Source organism: Gordonia sp. NPDC003376 (genome assembly GCF_053589235.1).
This window is the reverse complement of the sequence record NZ_JBSFRM010000027.1, coordinates 1-20,403: the sequence shown is the minus strand read 5'-3', so window position 1 is coordinate 20,403 and position 20,403 is coordinate 1. Positions and strand designations below refer to the sequence as shown.

The 20,403-nt window shown below is 69.6% G+C and carries 2 protein-coding genes; both read left to right on the top strand.

What is annotated here, in order from left to right:
• The first annotated feature begins 708 nt into the window (after positions 1 to 708).
• Positions 709 to 19,179, top strand: a complete 18,471-nt coding sequence (locus ACWDUA_RS21130) for an amino acid adenylation domain-containing protein (RefSeq protein ID WP_449752973.1) — start codon at positions 709 to 711, stop codon at positions 19,177 to 19,179.
• A gap of 63 nt (positions 19,180 to 19,242) precedes the next feature.
• A complete protein-coding gene (locus ACWDUA_RS21125; protein WP_449752972.1) occupies positions 19,243 to 20,226 on the top strand; it encodes a hypothetical protein in 984 nt (327 codons plus the stop codon).
• Positions 20,227 to 20,403 lie beyond the last annotated feature (177 nt).

Sequence of the window (20,403 nt, the reverse complement as noted above, 5' to 3'; positions counted from 1 at the left end):
TGCTGTGTCCCGGCCGCTGCGGCGGGGCGCGGGAACGGGCCCGCTCGGTGTCGTCGGATGTCGGCAGGCGGTGCGGTCACCTTCGGATCTGCTGTGGGTGTCCTATGAACAGCGGACGGGGTGTCAACTGAATTCGGTGTGGGATCCCGACGAGGATTCGTGGGTTCGATTGGAAAAAGCGGACATCCGTTGTGGGGTGCCGCCAAATATGTTTAGTACTGCTAGTAAAGCAATAGCGGAGATATCGATAATCCGGAGATCTCGGGGTTTACCCGTAAGTACACTGGATCCCGGCGAGAGTGGGTGTGCGGTAACAGTGTGCGATGCACTGGTTCCGGTGGTATCCGGAGGGTGGCCACCGGTATGGGTTGGAGTTCAATTCTGGTGCGGTGGTGCAAGAATTGTCATCACCGTTTCGGTCGGGGGCCGAGTATTCGGGTCGGGTCGGGGCGAGGCCGCCGCTCGATTTGCTCGGTTGAAATATGAACTGCAACAACATCTCTGACGTTCCGAATTCCGAATTGTCGGTTCGTCGTGATGGCAGGTGGGTCCGAATTGGGTAGGTCGGATCGTTTGTAGTCCGTTCGTAGTCGGCGACGTTGAAAATCGTTGTTCGTGAATATTGGCGCGGGTAGGGTCTCGTTTTATCGACGGGTCGACACCTCTCCATGGACCCACTTCGCTTCAATGACGGCGTATGGAGGTCACGTGACCATTTCCGACAAGAGTTTTGCAACCACACCGTTGCATTTCATTCCGAACGAGCGCACTGCGCCCGGGATGCCGGCGGGTGTCGAGTCCCTGCCCCTGTCCAGCGCACAGCGCGGAATCTGGTTCGCCCAGCACGTCGCGGGAGAGCTGCCGATCTCGGTGGCCCAATACGTGGAGATCGAGGGCGCGCTCGACACCGCGCTCCTGGAGGTGGCCTGCCGGACCACCGGCCGGGAGTTCGGTTCCGGGAACCTGCACCTCATCGAGGTCGATGGAGAACCGCGGCAGTACGTCGACGACGAGCACGGCGCGCCGGTGTACATCGTCGACCTGAGCGGCATGGACGACCCGGTGGCGACCGCTCATCGGCTGATGCTCGAGGACTACAGCCGACCCCTGGACCTGCTCGTGGACGACCTGATGGTGAGCATCGTGTACCAGGTCGGGGTCGACCATCACCTCTGGTACCTGCGTGCGCATCACATCGCGCTCGACGGATTCGCCGCGATCACGATGGTGCGGCGCATCACCGAGCTGTACAACGCCGGTATCCGAGGTGAGGCGGCGCCGCCGTCGACGGCGAGCCCGCTCGACGAGATCATCGCGCAGGACTCGTCCTATCCCGGATCGACCCGCCACGAGAACGACCGGCAGTACTGGAGCGAACACCTCGCCGGTGCACCGCCGGTGGTCAGCCTCGCCGGCAGGCTCGGTAAGCCCACCCTGCACCCGGCGCTCGTGAGCACCCCGATCCCCGACCACACCGCCCGGCTCCTCGACGACGCCGCGCGCGAGGGCGGTGGGGTGACCCCGTTGATCGTCGCGGCGTTCGCCGCCTACCTGGCCCGGATGACCGGCAGCGCCGAGGTCCTGCTGAGCCTTCCGGTCTCGGGCAGGCACTCGGCGGTCCTTCGCAGGTCCGGGGGAATGATCGCGAACGTGGTGCCCCTGCGGGTTCCGGTGGCCGGGTGCACCCTCGACGAGGTGATCGCCCGGGTGAAGGGCGAGCTGCTGAGTGCCCTGCGCCGCCAGCGGTACCGCCAGGAGGACATCTTCGCCGACATGGGGATCGCGCGCGACGAGACGGCATCCTTCGGTCCGGCGGTCAACCTGATGATGATCGACAGCGAGGTCGTGCTCGGTGACGTGACCGGCCGGCTGCACGTGCTGACGTCGGGGCCCACCTCGGACCTGTTCGTCAACATCTACCCGGGGGCGGGCAAGGACAGCACGCACATCGACTTCCAGGGCAATCCGAACATCTACACCCAGGTCGAACTCGCTGGTCATCACCGGCGTTTCCTGATGTTCCTGCACGAGTTCCTGGGCGGTCCGACCGATCGCCAGGTGGGACGACTGGCACTGCTCGACGAGCAGGAGCGCGCGGCACTGCTGCCCGTGCACGGTGGGACGGGGGTGGCACCGATACTGCTCCCCGACGTCCTCGCCGAGACCGTCCGCCGGCATGCCGAGGCGGTCGCGATCTCGTCGGACACCGGGACGATGACCTATCGCGAACTCGACCGCGCCTCCTCCCGGCTGGCCCGCAGACTGATCGCCGAGGGTTGTGGTCCGGAGACGGCCGTCGCGATCGTGCTCCGGCGCTCTGCGCAGTCGGTCACCGCGGCCTGGGCGGTCGCGAAGTCCGGCGCCGGCATCGTGCACGTCGACCCGGCCCAGCCCCGGCAACGCATCGAGCACATCCTCGCCGACAGCGGCGCGGATGTGGCGATCACGATCGCCGACCACATCGATCGGCTGCCGGGATCGGCGCGCACGGTGGTCGTCGACGACTGGGCGGTAACCGAGCAGGGGGCGGCAACCGAGGACGGGACGGCAACCGAGGACGGGGCGGCGATCGGCGACGCCGACCGCATCCGGCCGGTGCACCCCGACAACGTGGCCTACATGACCTACACCTCCGGGTCGACCGGGGTGCCCAAGGGTGTGCAGGTCACCCACCGCGGCCTCGCCGATCTGATCGCCGACCGGACCGTTGCCTACGGCCTGGGCCCCGCCTCGCGGGTGTCCTATGCGCTGTCACCGAGTTTCGACGCGTCGATGGAACAGTTGCTCACCTGTTTCGCCAACGGTTCGGCACTGGTGATCGTGCCCCCGGAGGTGATCGGCGGTGACCAGCTGACCCGCCTGCTCTCCGAGGAGCGCGTCACCCACCTGACCCTGACCCCCACCATGCTGGCCACCGTCGAGCCGGAAGCGCTGACGGACCTGCGGACGGTCGTGGTCGGCGGCGACAAATGCGCGCCGCACATCGTCGGACGGTGGGCCCGCTGCGCCACGATGCTCAACGAGTACGGACCCACGGAGGCGACGATCACCGCGTCGAGCGCGGTGATCGACCCGTCTGCCGCTCTCACCGCCGGCGGCCCGATCCGTGGGGTGTCGGTGATGATCCTCGACCCGCTGTTGCAGCCGGTCCCGGTGGGGACCGTCGGCGAGGTGTATCTGGCCGGGCCGGGGCTCGCGCGCGGCTACGCCCACATGCCCGGGTCGACCGCGGCCCGATTCGTGGCCCATCCCCACGGCGCCCCGGGGGAGCGGATGTATCGGACCGGTGACCTCGCCCGCTGGGTCGGTGATGCACCGGCAGTATCGCTGGAGTTGCTGGGACGCACCGATTTCCAGCTGAAGATCCGTGGCTACCGGATCGAGCCGGGCGAGATCGACACCGCCCTCACCGGACACGACAGGGTGGGGGCATCGGTCACCGTCCCGGTTCGCAACAACATCGGCGCGACCGTGCTGGCGTCCTACGTGGTGCCGGTGCGCGGCGCGCAGGTCACCCCGACCGAGCTGGAACGCTTTGCGCGCGAATTCCTCCCGCCGCACATGGTCCCGGCGGTCATCACGATGATGGGCGCCCTGCCGGTGAACGCATTCGGCAAGGTCGACCGCACGGCGCTGCCCGACCCGGTCTTCGCCTCCGTGGCGAGTGGACGCCGGCCGTCGACTCCGCGGGAAACCGCACTGGCACAGCTGTTCTCCGAGGTCCTCGGAGTCGACCGGGTAGGTGCCGACGACAGCTTCTTCGTGCTCGGCGGTGACAGCATCCTCTCCATCCAGCTGGTGGCCCGGGCCAAGGCGAGTGGGCTGGCCTTCTCGACCCAGGACGTCTTCGAGCACAAGACGGTCGCGGCGCTGGCCGCCGTGGCGACCGACCTCGCCGACGACGCGGGGCTGCCCGAACTCGCCGGCGGTGGAGTCGGATCGATCCCGTTGTCGCCGATCATGTGCGCGATGCTCGAGCGGGGTCCGATCGACCGCTTCACCCAGTCCGCCCTGGTGGAACTGCCCGCGGGGATCACCCGCACCGACCTGGTGCGCGCGCTGCAGGCACTGGTGGACCATCACGACATCCTGCGTGCGGAGCTCGTCGACGATCAGCCGGGAGAGGTGCACGTCGAGGTCCGCGCGCCGGGGACGGTGGACGTCGACGAGGCGCTGAGCCGTGTGTGGCTCGACCGGCGTGATGCGGACGAGGTCGACCATCACCTGCAGGTCGCCGCCGACGAGCTCGATCCCCGCACCGGCACGATGATCCGATTCGTGTGGATGGCCGATCCCGACGACACGCAACCGGACCTGATGTGGCTCGTCATCCACCATCTCGCCGTCGACGGCGTGTCGTGGCGCATCCTCCTCACCGACCTCGCCCAGGCCTGGCAGCAGATCGTCGACGGCGTCGAGCCCCGGTTCGGGAACCCGACCACGTCGGTACGGCGGTGGGTCCACGGACTGCTCGAGCACTCGTCGGAGCGGACCGCCGCCGAACTCGATCGGTGGACCGAGGTGCTCGCAGCGGGGGACCGGCTCCTCGGGGAGCGTGCGCTGGACCCCGATCGCGACGTGCTCGACACCGCCGGATGTGTGCGGGTGCGCATGCCCGCCGACGTCACCGAGGCGGTCCTCACCACCGTCCCCGCCCGATTCCACGGGGGCGCCAACGACGCACTGCTCGCCGCGCTGGTCCTGGCCCTGGCCCGGTGGCGTCACCGCCACGGCGTGACCGCCGGGATCGACACCCCTGGGATCGACGAGCTCATCGCACTCGAAGGTCACGGCCGGGAAGAGACCGCCGTACCCGGCGCCGACCTGACCGGAACGGTGGGGTGGTTCACGTCCCGTTTCCCGGTCCGGCTCGAACTCGACGACGTCGACATCGACGACGCCTTCGCCGGCGGGGTCGCCGCGGGGCATGCGCTCCGACAGGTCAAGGAACAGTTGCGGGCGGTGCCCGACAACGGGATCGGATTCGGCATGGTCCGATATCTGGACCCGGTCGGACGCGCCGAACTCGCCGGGCGGCCGGACCCGCAGATCAGCTTCAACTACCTCGGCCGGGCCGGGACCCGTGAGCACACGGGTCCCTGGGCGCCATCCGGCGAGTTCGACTCCCTGGTCGGCACCGGCGCGCCGCTGATGGCGCTGCCCGCGGTCCTCGACATCAACGCGATCGCCGTACCCGGACCCGACGGGCTCGAACTCGACGCGACGTGGGAGTTCGCCTCACTGGTGTTGCGCCACGACGACGTCGGGGAACTCGCCGGCCTGTGGGTGCAGGCCCTCGACGGGCTGGCCCGGCATGTGCGGGCCGACGACGCCGGCGGGCACACCCCGTCGGACTTCGCCCTGGTCACGACGTCGCAGGCGGAGATCGACGCCTGGACGCAGGAGCATCCGTCGCTGACCGACGTGTGGCCCCTGACCGCGCTGCAGTCCGGTCTGTTGTTCCACGCGCTCTACGACGACGCCCTCGACGAGGCGGACCGCACGCGTGAGGACGGCTACACCGTGCAGGCCGAGCTGACCCTCGGCGGATCGCTCGACCCCGCTCGGATGCGGCGGGCCGCGCAGCGGCTCCTCGACCGCCACGACAGTCTCCGGGTGGCCTTCGTCGAGACCGGTGCCGGGCCACGACAGCTCGTCCTGCGCGACGTCGAGGTCGACTGGACGGACTCCGACGTCACCGGTATCGACGATCCCGCCGAGCGGGAGCGTCGGCTGCGACAGCTCGTCGCGGAGTCGGCGGCACCGTTCGACCTCGCGCACCCGCCCTTGCTGCGCTTCCACCTCATCCGGGTGGCGCGCGGTGCCGACGGTGACCGGGATGCCGACCGGCATCTGCTGGTGCTCACCAACCACCACATCGTGCTCGACGGCTGGTCGGCGCCGCTGTTGATCCACGAACTGTTGTTGCACCACATCGCCGACGGCGACCCGATCGACCTCCCGCAGCCGCGGTCCTTCCGTGACCACCTGCAGTGGCTGCAGTCACGCGACCACGGCGCCGCCCGGCATGCCTGGCAGGAGATGCTCGCCGAGATCGAGAGCCCGACACGGCTGACCGGTGCCCCCGGGGGGACCGCCACCACCGACGTCGGGGAGATCGAGATCGACCTCGACCCGGTGACCACCGATGCGATCCTCGGCCTCGGACGCACCCACGGGGTCACCGCCAACACCTCCATCCAGGTGGCCTGGGCGCTGGTGCTGTCGGCCATGACCGGTCGGTCCGACGTGGTGTTCGGCAACACGGTGTCCGACCGTCCGGCCCACATCCCGGGCATCGAGCGGATGATCGGACTGTTCATCAACACCCTCCCGGTTCGCATCCGGCTCGATCCCGCCGAGAGCATCGTCGAACTGCTCGCACGCACGCAGACCGAACAGGCCGCGATGCTCGATCACCGGCACGTCGGGCTGGCCGAGTTGCAGCGGGCCACCGGTGTCGCCGACATGTTCGACACCGTCACGGTCCTCGAGTCCTATCCGGTCGACACCGACGCGGTCGGGCGGACGCTGGCCGACGCCGGGCTCCGGTGGGTCGATCTGGTCGCCCACGACGCCACCCCGTACCCGGTCAGCCTCCAGGTCACCCCGCCGCGCCCCCGCACCGTGGGAACCGGGGCGTCCGAGAGCGAGACACCGGACGGGTACGTGCTCACCGTCCGGTACGCCGTCGACCGCATCGACTCCGCGGGCGCCGGTGCCCTGCTCGACCGCTTCGTCGGGATGCTGCATCAGATCGCCACCGATCCCGGCCGCAAGGTCGGTGCGGTGATCTCCTGCCGGGACGACGAACAGGCCGAGCTGTCGGCGGCAGGTGCACCATCGTCGACCGCCGGCGTGCTGCCCGCCCGGCTGCTGCGCGACATCCTCGCCGACACCGCCCATCGATACCCGGATGCGGTGGCCGTGTGTGCCGACGGCACCACGATCACCTACCGCGAACTCGCACTCCGATCCGACCGGGTGGCGGCCGAACTGATCCGGCGCGGCGCACGTCCCGAGTCGTTCGTGGCACTCGCCGTTCCGCGCTCGGCGGAACTCGTGGTGGCGATCTGGGCGGTCGCGCGAACCGGTGCCGCCTTCGTCGCCCTCGACCCGGGGAATCCCGCACATCGGCTCGCCGAGTTGATCTCCGACGCGGGCTGCACCCTCGGGGTGACCGTGGCCGCCGTCACGCCGAACCTGCCGGCAGGTGTCGACTGGCTCGCGCTCGACGATCCGGACACCCGCACCGGCACCCCAGGGCCGGGCCGGGTGGGGACCGCCGATGCCGATACCGTCACCGCCGCGATCGCGACCGACGGGCTCCGGCCGGACAACGCCGCCTACCTGATCTTCACGTCCGGGTCGACCGGCAAGCCCAAGGCTGTTCTGGTCAGCCACCGTGGTCTGGCCGATCGTGTTGCCGCACAGTCGAAGTCATTCGGGGTGCGCGCCGGTTCGACGGTGTTGCAGGTGGCGTCGCCCGGCTTCGACGCGTGCGTCTCCGAGGTGCTGCTGGCCCACGGCAACGGCGGCGGCCTCGTGGTGGCTCCGCCCGATGTGTACGGCGGTACCGATCTCGAGGAACTCATTCGGGCAGAGAGTATCTCGCATGCGATCATCACGCCGTCGGCGCTCAACACGATGGACCCGACGCGCCTTTCGTCGCCGGGGACGATCGCGGTGGTCGGCGAGGCCACCGGCGCCGACATCGTGAACCGGTGGTCACCGGGCCGTCGCCTGATGAACCACTACGGGCCGACCGAGGCCACCATCTGGGCCACCGGGTCCGATGACCTGGCCCCGGGGGAGCCGGTGACCATCGGACAGCCGATCGGGGGCGTGTCGGTGTCGGTTCTCGACGCCTGGCTGCGGCCGGTCCCGGTGGGGGTGGCCGGCGAGCTCTACCTCGGTGGTCCCGGACTCGCCCGGGGGTACCACGCCCGTCCGGGGACCACCGCGTCGCGATTCGTCGCGGACCCGCGGTCGGCGACCGGTGAACGGATCTATCGCACCGGCGATTCCGTACGTTGGGTGCGTGGCCGGTCCGGACTCGAACTGGACTATCTCGGACGCAACGATCAGCAGGTCAAGATCCGTGGACTGCGGATCGAGACCGGGGACATCGACGCCCATCTCGGGCGGCATCCCGCGGTCGCACAGGCGGCCACCGTGGTCCAGCCGGGACCGGCGGGACAGGCGGTCCTGGTGTCCTATGTGGTCGGTGCGCCCGGGCGGGCACTGGACGTCGGGGCCCTGCACGACGGACTCGCGGACACCCTGCCGCAGTACATGTCGCCGGCGGCGATCGTCGAACTGGCGTCGATGCCGCTCACCAGGACCGGAAAGATCGATCGAAAGGCACTGCCCCCGTGGGACTTCCGTTCCGAAGAGGAAGGCGGACGGCTGCCGTCGACACCGGCCGAGGTGCTCATCGCGCAGATCTTCGCCGAGGTCCTGCAGCTCGACCGCGTCACCGCCGACAGCAACTTCTTCACCCTCGGCGGCGACAGCATCGTCTCCATGCAGCTCGTCGCCCTCGCCAAGGCGGCCGGATTCGCCCTCACTCCGCGTGATGTGTTCGGCGCCAAGACGGTGGCCGCGATCGCCGAACTCGCGGTACTGCGCAGCACTGACGCCGCGTCCGTCGCCGCCGAGTCGGTATCGGCCTCGGACCCACGGTTCGCCGACATCGACGACACCGATCTCGCCTCGCTCCGGCATCGCCATCCGACGCTGTCGGAGGTGTGGCCGTTGTCGCCGACGCAGGCGGGCATCCACTTCCATTCGTCACTCGATCCCGATGCCCGCGACAACTACACCGTGCAGTCGACGATCGCCTTGTCCGGCGACGTCGACGGTGCGCGGCTGCGCCGGGCCGCGCAGGCCCTCGTCGATCGACACGACATCCTGCGCGTCGGGTTCGCCGAGACGTCTCGGGGTCCGCGTCAGATCGTGGTCACCGACGTCGAGGTGGCGTTCCGCGAGATCGATCTGGTCGGTGACGTCCCCACCGAGACCGCCGAGCGTGTCGTCGCCGACAACGCCGCCACCGGTTTCGATCTGAGCGTCCCGTCGCTGATCCGGTTCACCCTGGTCCGTCGCGACATCGGGTCGTTCGTGCTGCATATCACCAATCACCACGTGATCCTCGACGGGTGGTCGATGCCGCTGCTGATGCGTGAACTGCTCGAGTACTACGGCGATCCGGGGCGGATCGCGGTGGCCGGGCCCGCACCCTCCTACCGCGATCACCTGGTCTGGCTCGCCGGACGGGATCACGACTCGTCGACCGCCGCGTGGGCGGAGGCGTACGCCGATGTCGAGGCTCCCACCCGGGTCTCGCGCGACGGTGCCGCGATGGCCGATGCCGCCGTCGGCGAGGTGGTCGTGGCGCTGCCGACCGAGGAGTTCGGTCGATTGCGTTCGGTGGCGGCCGATTCCGCCGTGACCATCGGAACCGCACTCTCCACCGCCTGGTCGTTGGTCCTGCGGGTGCTGACCGGTGAGACCGACGTGATCCACGGTTCGGCGGTATCGGGCCGGCCGCCGTCGTTGCCCGGTGTCGAGCAGGCGCTGGGCATGTTCCTCAACACGGTCCCGGTCCGGGCCCGGCTAGATCCCGCATTGTCGTTGCGGCAGTTGATGATCCAGGTTCAGGAGCGCAATGCGCAGCTGCTCGACCACCACTACGTGGGGCTGCCCGCCATCCATCGTGCCGCCGGTGTCTCGGATCTGTTCGACACCGCCCTGGCGTTCCAGTCCTTCCCGCTCCACGCGGCGGCGCTGCAACAGCTGGTCGACTCGGCCGGACTCCGTGTCGACGGCATCAGCGGGATCGACGCCACCCCATATCCGCTGAGCGTCGTCGTCGCACCGGATCTCGACGCCCGCAGCCGGGCCGACGGGTCGGGACCCGACGGCCCCGAGCGCGGTCCGGCACTGACGATCACCCTGCGGTACCGCCGTGACGAGTTCGACGCCGTGCAGGCCCGCGAGATCGTCGACCGGTTCGTCGAATACCTGGCCCGCATCGCCGCCGAGCCGGGGACCCGGCTGGGCATGCTCACACAGGCCGTGGAAGGCGTCGAGTGGCCGCGGACGGCCACGTCCGATCGGGCGGTGCCGGACCCGGCGACGCTCGGTGAGATTCTCACCGCGACCGCCCGCCGTGCACCCGATGCGATCGCCGTGCGGAGCGGGGACACCACGATGTCCTACCGCGACCTCGACGAGCGGTCGAACCGCCTGGCCCGGTACCTCCTGCGGCACCCGGCCGGACCGGAGGGCGTGGTGGCCTGCGTGCTGCCGCGGTCACCGCAGGCGGTCGTCGCGATCTGGGCGGCGGCGAGGGCCGGTGTACCGTTCCTGCCGATCGACCCCGGACTGCCCGCCGAGCGCATCGGCTTCCTGCTCGCCGACTGCGCCGTGACGCTGGGGTTGACCCTGGCCGACCTGCGCGACGATCTCCCCGGGTCGGTCGACTGGCTGCTCCTCGACCAGCAGCGCACCGCCGGCATCCTCGACGCCGAACCGGCCGGGCCGATCACCGATGCCGAACGAGGCGGTCCGATCCGCCTCGGCGACACCGCCTATGTGATCTACACGTCCGGCTCGACCGGCACCCCCAAGGGTGTGCGCGTCGGCCATCGGGGACTGGCCCACCTCGTCGCCGCACAGCGCCGGGTACTCCGCGTCGACCCCGCCGCGCGTGTGCTGCAGGTGGCCTCCCCGGGATTCGACGCCTCGGTGTTCGAACTGCTGATGGCCCACGGCTCCGGCGGACGCCTCGTGGTGTCCCCGGCCGACGTCTACGGCGGTCCAGAACTCGCCGAACTGATCCGTCGCGAGTCCGTCACCCACGCGGTCCTGACGCCGTCGGTGCTGGCCACGGTGCCGACGGAGCCGGGGATCCACGGGGCGGACATCCACGGGGCGGACATCCACGAGGCGGGCCTCGACACCCTGCGGGTGCTGGCCACCGCGGGCGAATCGGTCGGGCCACAACTGATCGACCGGTGGGCGCCGGGCCGCACCATGGTCAACCTGTACGGGCCCACCGAATCCACCATCTGGGCGACCGCGAGCGAACCCCTCCATCCGGGTGGGCCGGTCACGATCGGCACGTCGGTGGGCCCGGTCGGCATCACCGTCCTCGACACCTGGATGCGGCCGGTGCCGCAGGGGATCGCCGGCGAGTTGTACCTGGTCGGGCCCGGCCTCGCCGACGGGTACATCGGCAGGCCCGGGACCACGGCCACCCGGTTCGTGCCCTGCCCGTTCGGTGACCCCGGCGACCGGATGTACCGGACCGGCGACATCGTCCGCCGCAATGCCGATCACCAGCTGGAGTTCGTGGGCCGCAACGATTTCCAGGTCAAGGTTCGCGGCACACGGGTCGAGGTGGGTGAGATCGACGCCCTCCTCGGTGCCCGCGCCGACGTCGACTACGCCGTCACCATCGGCCGCAGCCGTGCCGGGGCCGGACACATGCTGGTCTCCTATGTGGTTGCGGCGCCGGGGACGACGCTGTCGAGCACCCGACTGCGCGCAGCGCTGGCCGAGAAGCTGCCCGCGTACATGGTCCCGGCCGCCGTCGTCGTCCTCGACGAGATCCCGATGACCCGCACCGGCAAACTGGACCGTGGCCGCCTGCCCGAGCCGGTCTTCGCCGCGAGCGAGTTCCGGGCGCCGGCGAACCCGACGGAATCGGCGGTCGCCGCGGCATTCGAGCACGTGCTCGACGTCCCGCGCGTCGGTGCCGACGACGACTTCTTCGCCCTCGGTGGCGATTCGCTGAGCGCCTCGGTGGTGGTCGCCCGTCTCGGCGAGGTCGTCGGTACCCGGGTTCCCGTGCGTGCCGTGTTCGACGCGCCCACCGTGGCCGCGCTGGCGGTGCTGGTGGGCTCGCTCCACGGCGGTGGACGCATCCCCCTGACCGCCGGGCCGCGCCCGGATCGGGTGCCGCTGTCACCGGCACAGCAGCGGATGTGGTTCCTGAACCGGATGGAACCGGACTCGGCCGCGTACAACATCCCGGTGATCCTGCGGCTGTCCGGACGGCTGCACATCCCGGCACTGCGGGACGCCCTGTCCGATGTGGCCGCACGGCACGAGGTGCTGCGGACGATCTATCCCGACACCGCCGGTGAGCCGCGACAACAGATCCTCGGCGTCACCCCGATCACCGTGGACGTGCGGACGGTGTCGCCGGCCGCGGTCGCCGACACCGTGGGCGAGTTCGTGCGCGGCGGATTCGACGTGACCACCCACGTGCCGATGCGGGTGGCGCTGTTCGAGATCGGTGACGACCTACCGCCCGGCGGCGGTGACGATTCCCGTCCTGGCGCGGACGGAACGGGCGAGTTCCTGCTCGTGCTGGTGGTCCACCACATCGCCGGTGACGGACAGTCGATGGTGCCGCTGTCACGCGATGTGATGACGGCCTACGCCGCGCGCCTGGGCGGCCACGCGCCCGGATGGGAACCGCTGTCGGTGCAGTACGCCGACTACGCCCTGTGGCAGCGCGAGGTGCTGGGTGCGGCCGAGGACGCCCACTCGCTGATGCGTGCGCAGCTCGACTTCTGGCGGACATCACTGGCCGGGGCGCCGGATGTGCTGGACCTGCCCACCGACCGGCCACGACCCGCGGTGGCGACCTTCGCCGGGGGTTCGGTGCCGGTGGAGATCGGGCCGGAACTGCACTCCCGCCTGCTCACCCTGGCGCGGTCGCGGGGGGCGTCGCTGTTCCTGGTCCTGCACGCCGCACTGGTGACCGTGCTGGCACGGTTGAGCGGCGGCGACGACATCGTGGTCGGGACGCCGGTCGCCGGCCGCGGCGAACCGGGGCTCGACGAGCTGGTCGGGATGTTCGTCAACACCTTGGCCTTGCGGACCGGCGTGGACGGCGACGAGTCGTTCGCCGATCTGCTGGACCGGGTGCGAGAGGCCGACCTGCAGGCATTCGAGCACGCCGACGTCCCCTTCGAGCGGATCGTCGAGGAACTCAATCCGGAGCGCTCCACCGCGCACCACCCGCTGTTCGGTGTGGCCCTCGCCCTCCAGAACCTGTCGAAGGTGCACGTGGAGTTGCCCGAGGTGACCGTGTCCCGCGCACAGGCCGACACCGGGATCTGCCAGTTCGACCTGCAGCTGGTGATCGCCGACGGGTACGGAACCGACTCCAGCGGGAAACCCGTCGTCGCGCAGGGTATCTCGGGAAATATGATGTTCGCCCGGGACCTCTTCGACGCCGACACGGTGGCCGGATTCGTCCGACGCCTGCACCGCGTCCTCGAAGCGGTCGTCGACGATGCGTCGACGCCGATCGGCGACATCGACTGGCTCGAGGCCGACGAGCGCGCGATGCTGCTGTCCCAGGTCGGTCCCCGGACGGCGACATCGCCGACGCTGCTGCCGGAGGCGTTCGCGGCGGCCGTCGAACGCAATCCCGAGGGTGCAGCGGTGATCTCGGGTGAGACGGTCCTGACCTACGCCGAACTCGACCGTCGGTCGAATCGCCTGGCGCGCCACCTGATCGCCCTCGGCGCGACGCCGGAACGGCCGGTGGCGGTCGCGATCGAACGGTCGGCGGAATCGGTCGTCGCCTGGTGGGCCGTGGTGAAGACCGGCGCGCCGTACGTGCCGGTCGATCCGCACTACCCGAGTACACGGATCGAGCAGATGGTCACGGATTCGGCTGCGGTGCTCGGGATCACGACATCGGCATCGCGCGCCGTGCTCCCCGACACCCTCGACTGGGTCGTGCCGGGCGACACCGATGTGGCCGCCCGGATCGGCGGCCTCGCCGCGACGTCGATCGGGCAGGACGAGCGGGTGCAACCGGTGCGCGCCGCGAACACCGCCTGGGTGGTCTTCACCTCGGGTTCCACCGGGGTGCCGAAGGGGGTCGCCGTCACCCATGCCGGCGTCGCCGACTACCTGTCATCGCTGCACGTGGATGCCGAGATCGGTGCCATCTCCCGCGTATTGCATTTCGCCTCACCGTCGTTCGACGCGTCCCTGCTGGAGATCCTGCTCGCGGTGAGCGCCTCCTCGGCGCTGGTCGTGGCACCCACCGGGTTGCGCGGCGGCAACGAACTGGCCGAACTGCTTCGGGCGCAACGGGTCACGCACGCCTTCGTCACCCCGGCCGCGCTGGCCTCGGTGGAGCCCGACGGGCTCGACCACCTGCGTGTCGTGATGTCCGGTGGCGACGAGGTGCCGACGGATCTGGTGAGCCGGTGGCTGGAGGCCGATCCGGCCCGAGCCCGGCAGTTCCGGGTGCTGTACGGACCGACCGAGACCACCGTCGTCGCCACCGCGACCGAACCCCTGCAGGCGGGGGAGCGATCGACCATCGGTGCACCGCTGGCCGGGATGCAGGCGCTGGTGCTCGACACCCGGATGCAGCCGGTGCCGGCGGGGGTCGCCGGTGAGCTCTACCTGGCCGGCCCGGCCCTCGCACGCGGCTACCTGAACCGGCCCGGCGTCACCGCCTCGCGGTTCGTGGCGCATCCCTTCGGCCGGCCCGGACAGCGGGTCTACCGCACCGGTGACGTCGTACGTCGCAACTCCGCCGGTGTGCTGGAGTTCATCGGCCGCAACGACTTCCAGGTCAAGATCCACGGATTCCGGGTGGAACTCGGGGAGATCGACGCCGCGCTCGGAGAACACGCCGACGTGTCCTTCGCGACGACGGTGCCCCGTCGTGACGACGCCGTCGGTGTGCGGCTGGTGTCCTATGTGGTGCCGGCGCCCGGCGCTGTCGTCGTGGGGGAGAAGCTGCGTGCCCTGCTCACCGAGACACTGCCCTCGTACATGTTGCCGGCCGCGGTCATGGTCCTCGATCAGATCCCGTTGACGCCGAGCGGCAAACTCGACCGCAAGGCCCTCCCCGCGCCGATGATCACCACCCGCGCCTACCGGGCCCCGGCGTCGCCGGTCGAGGAGATCGTGGCGGGTGTGTTCGCCGACGTCCTCGGTATCACCGGCGGTGTCGGCGCCGACGCCGACTTCTTCGAACTCGGCGGCAACAGTCTGGCCGCCACCCGGGTCGTCGCCAGGATCGGGGCGGCACTCGACACCACGGTGCCGGTCTCGATGATCTTCGAGGCGTCCACGGTGTCGAAGTTGGCCGCGCGGGCCGAATCCCACACCGACACCGGGCGGATCGCCCTGGTCGCACAGGATCGGCCGGAGCTGATCCCGCTGTCCTATGCGCAGCAACGGATGTGGTTCCTCAATCAGATCGAACCCGATTCCTCCGCCTACAGCATCCCGATCGTGATGCGCCTGTCCGGGGAACTCGATCCCGATGCGCTGCAACTGGCGATCGACGACGTCGTCACCCGCCACGAGGTGCTGCGGACGGTGTACCCGTACGTGGCCGGCGAGCCCGGCCAGCTCGTCCTCCCGGCCGCCGCCGCCCGCGTCGTGATGGCCGTGTCGTCGGTATCGGAAACCGTTCTGGCCCAAGAGGTCGCCGAACTCATGCGGATGCCGTTCGACGTCACCTCCGAGGTACCGATGCGGGTGCGGCTGTACGGTCTCGGCGGTGGCGAGTGGGTGCTGGCCGTGGTGATCCACCACATCTGCGGTGACGGTTCGTCGTTGACCCCGCTCGCCCGGGACATGATGACCGCGTATGTGGCCCGCACGGAGGGTGCCGCCCCCGGATGGGTGCCGCCCGCGGTGCAGTACGCGGACTACGCGATCTGGCAGCGTGCGGTCCTCGGGTCGGCCGACGATCCGCACTCGACATTGCGAGCCCAGATCGATTACTGGACAGAACAACTCGCCGATGCTCCGGCATTGATCGAGCTGCCTGCCGATCGACCCCGCCCGGCGACACAGACGTTCGCCGGTGCCGGTGTCCCGCTGGTCGTCGGTGCCGAGCTGCACGCCGCACTCCAGGGGATCGCCCGGGAACACAACGCGACGCTGTTCATGGTGTTCCATGCGGCACTGGCCGCACTGCTGGCCCGGCTCGCCGTCACCGACGACGTCGCCATCGGTACCCCGTACGCCGGACGTGGCGAACGTGAACTCGACGACCTGATCGGCATGTTCGTCAACACCCTCGTGCTGCGGACGCAGGTTCGGGAGGGCATGTCGTTCAGCGAACTGATCGAGGACGCCCGCGACACCGACCTGGCGGCCTTCGGCCATGCGGACGTCCCGTTCGAACGCCTCGTGCAGGAACTGAACCCGGTCCGGTCCGACGCCTACAACCCGTTGTTCCAGGTCATGCTGGCGTTCCAGAACGTCTCGACCACCGCGATCGAACTGCCCGCGCTGTCGGTGGAGGCCGTCGAATCCGAGACCGGGATGTCGATGTTCGACATGCAGGTGACGGTGTCGGACAGCTACGACGACACCGGGGCGCCGGCCGGCATCGCCGGCGAGGTCACCTTCGCCACCGATCTCTTCGACCCGACGACGGTGTCGACGTTCGCCGAACGACTCATGCGGGTCCTCACCGCGCTGTCGGCCGATCCCGCTCAGTCGATCCACGACGTCGAACTCCTCGACGCCGCGGAGCGCGAGGCGGCTCTGCTGCGGTGGAATGCGACCGAGCATCCCGTCGACCCCGAGGAGACACTCGCATCGCTGTTCGCCGGCGCGGCAACCCAGTTCGCCGACCGTCCGGCCGTCACGGCCGGAGACGTCACCCTGACCTACGCCGAGTTCGCCGGGCGGGTCAACCGACTCGCACGATGGCTGATCTCCCGCGGGGTCGGACCGGACGCCCTGGTCGCGATCCGGATGCGTCGTTCCCTCGATCAGATCACCGCGATGTACGCCGTCCATGCCGCCGGCGGTGGCTATGTCCCGATCGACCCGGATCACCCGGCCGACCGGATCGGCCACATGCTCGGCTGCGCCGACCCGGTGGTGGTGCTGACGTCGCTGGATGGGATCGAGTTGTCGGGGTTGGACGACTCGCCACTGACCGACGGCGACCGGCTCACCGCCGCGAATCCGGATACCCTGGCCTACCTGCTGTTCACCTCCGGGTCCACGGGCAGGCCGAAGGGTGTTGCCATCTCCCATCGTTCGGCGGTCAACCAGGTGCGCTGGATCGGCGACGAATACGCCCTGACCGGTACGGACGTGGTGCTGCAGAAGACCCCGTCCACCTTCGACGTCTCGGTGTGGGAGATCTTCGGGACCCTGGCGGTGGGTGCACGGCTGGTGATCGCGCGCCCGGACGGTCACACCGATCCGGACCACCTCGCCGAGGTGATCGACGCCGAACAGGTCACCATCACCTCGTTCGTGCCGTCGATGCTCGCGGTCTTCGCCGATGCGGTGGCCCCCGCGGGCGGGGCCGGGCGGTCGTTGGGTTCGCTGCGGGCACTGCTCGTGGCCGGCGAGGCGTTCGGTCCGGACGTGGTGACCGCGGCCCGCCGCGCGTTGCCGACGGTGGAACTCCACAACCTCTACGGCCCCACGGAATTCACCGTGCATGCGACGTCGCATCAGGTGGGTACGGACGACCACGGGGCGGTGCCGATGGGCACCCCGGTGTGGAATTCCCGGGCCCACGTCCTCGATTCCCGGCTGCGCCCGGTGCCGCCCGGCGTGACCGGAGACCTCTACCTGTCGGGTACGCAGGTGGCCCGGGGCTACTTCGGACGGCCCGGTCTGACCGCCGAGCGTTTCGTGGCCGATCCGTTCGTCGCCGGCGAGCGGATGTACCGTACCGGAGACCTGGTTCGCCGTCGTGCGACCGGGGAGCTGGAATACCTGGGCCGCAGCGACTTCCAGGTGAAGTTGCGTGGCCTGCGGATCGAGCTCGGTGAGATCGAGGCGGTATTCGCCGAGCATGAGAGCGTGGCACGGGCGGTCGCGACGGTCACCGCTACCGAACGGGTCGAGTACCTCGTCGTCTATCTCGTACCCTCGGCCGGGGCCACGGTCGACACCGCCGAGGTGAGTGCATTCGCGTCGACGGCACTGCCGGGGTACATGATGCCGACGGCCGTTCTGGTGCTCGACACGGTGCCGCTCACCGCGTCGGGCAAGCTGGATCGGGCCCGTCTGCCGAAGACGGCGCGGCGCACCGACGAGTTCCGGGCGCCGACGACGGAACTGGAAGGCGAGATCGCGCGCACCTTCGAGGACGTGCTCGGGGTGGCGCGGGTCGGGGCCGACGACGATTTCTACGCGCTGGGCGGCAACTCGCTGACCTCGGTCCGGGTGGTCAACTCGCTGAAGAACGAACTGCACGTCGAGATCCCGATCCGGTGGATGCTCTCCGACTCGAGTCCGGCCGACCTCGCCAGGCGCATCGAGGCCGGGATTCGACACGGCGGCAGGGTATTCGAGGCCGGTGGTGGCGGTGGCGGGGACGACCTTGCCGGCGGTGTTCCGGGCGGACTCGGACTCGATGTCCTGCTGCCGATCCGGGCCGGTGGTGACAAGCCGCCGCTGTTCTGCGTCCACCCCGCGTCGGGGCTGGCCTGGTGCTATCAGACGCTGGGCAGGCAGATCCCCGACGACCGGCCGGTCTACGGTCTGCAGGCACCACAGATCGGCGGTGAGAATCCCGGGCCGACAACGGTTTCTGCGATAGCCCGGCGCTACTTCGCCGAGATCCGCACAGTGCAGCCGGAAGGTCCGTATCACTTGCTGGGGTGGTCGTTGGGTGGGGTGATCGCGCACGCCGTGGCCGCCGAGATGCGGGCGGCGGGTGAGGAGGTCGCCATGCTGGCGATGCTCGACGCGGAGGCCGACGCGATCGACACGTCGGAGATCGTGGAGATCACCGCAGGTGAGCTGATCAGCAATCTCGGTCCGGTCCTCGGTATCGACTTCGTGAGCTCCGACGCCACCGCAGAACAGGCGGCCGCACAGATCACCGAGCATCTGGGCGCGGGACTCGGGGTGGATGCTGCGACGATCCAGCGACTGACCGATGCCTACAACCTGTTGCTTAGGGCGACGGGCGACTGGCAACTCCCGGTTGTCGACGTCGACCTGCAGTTCTTCACCGCGGTCCGTGACCGACGTTCCGACGCGTTGGGTCACGCGGGGTGGGAACCGTTCGTGCGCGGTGCCATCTCGAACGTCGATGTCGATTGCGATCACCTGTCGATGACCGAGAACGACGCAATCGTCACGATCGCCGAGATCCTCCAGCGGCGAATGGGTGCCGAACAGCCTCGCTAGCACGCCTTGCGGGGCTAGCGTTTGGAGAAATGGCCATTTCACCATCGAGAAATGAGGTCGTCCATGAGCAGATCCGGCACCACGGTCACCGCCCGCCACATCCGTCCCGGGGATCACCGCGTCCGCCGCCTCACATCCGCTGCGGTGGGGTGCGCGATGGCTGCGTCCCTCACGGTGACGGCCACAGCCATCGCCGATGCCCGACCCTCTGGCGCGCCGCCGGACGCGGTGGCAACGGCGAGCGGTGTCACCTACGGGATCGCCCGTCTCGATGCGGCGACGACGCTCGTCGCATCCACGGACCCCTCTGCCGTGAGGATCTGGCCGACGCCGGACCTGACTGCTTCTCGTGTCACCGTGGTGGCGCCGGCATCGAACCCGGACGAAATCCGGATCGGCAATCTCCGCCTGCACCGTCCGGGCGCTGTGTCCCCGCAAGTGGCGACGCAGGTCAGTGAGGCGTCGGGAGTCCTGGTCCAGGGGATCTCGGACGTGTTGCACAGCAACGGGGTTCCGGAGGCGCGAGCCGACAAGGTCGCCGAGAAGATGGTCGGTGACGCGGTGGTCGGTGGTGTGATCGGTGGCGCGGTGGCAGCACCGGTGGCCCTCGCTGTCGGGGCCGTCGTCGGCGGTGGACTCGGACTGCTGTTCGGCATCCCGTTCCTGCCCACCGGTCTGGTCGTGGGACCCCTGGTGGGCACGGCCCTCGTCGCGACACTGGTCGCCCTCCCCGCGGTGGCGGCAGGTGTCGTCATCGGCGCCGCCCACGGGTACGAGAAGGGATGGACGGTACCGCTGGACCCGCCTCGACAAGGAGCCGAACCTGCCCCGACGACCCGCGGGGGTACGAACACCGCACGCCCGGCGGCGCAACCCGCCTCCGCGGTGAGGACGGAAGCGTCCGTGCCCACTCCGACGGTGCCCACTCCTGCAATACGACCGGTCTCGACCACCACACCCGCCGACCGGCGTGATCCTGCCGCCGGGTGCTCGCTCCTCCGCATGACGGAGGTCGCATTGCGGGGCGGGGCTCTCGGCAGCTGCTGACACATCACCACCCAGCCCACGCTGCGGAGATTTCGACTCGGGTCCTCGCTTCGCTCGGTCCCGGCTCAATCAGCAAGCAGTCGTTGGTGGTTGAGCCGATGAGGAGCGCAGGGCGGCTCGGTCTCTACTCAATCAGCCACGGGCTGTTGGTGGTTGAGCCGATGAGGAGCGTAGCGA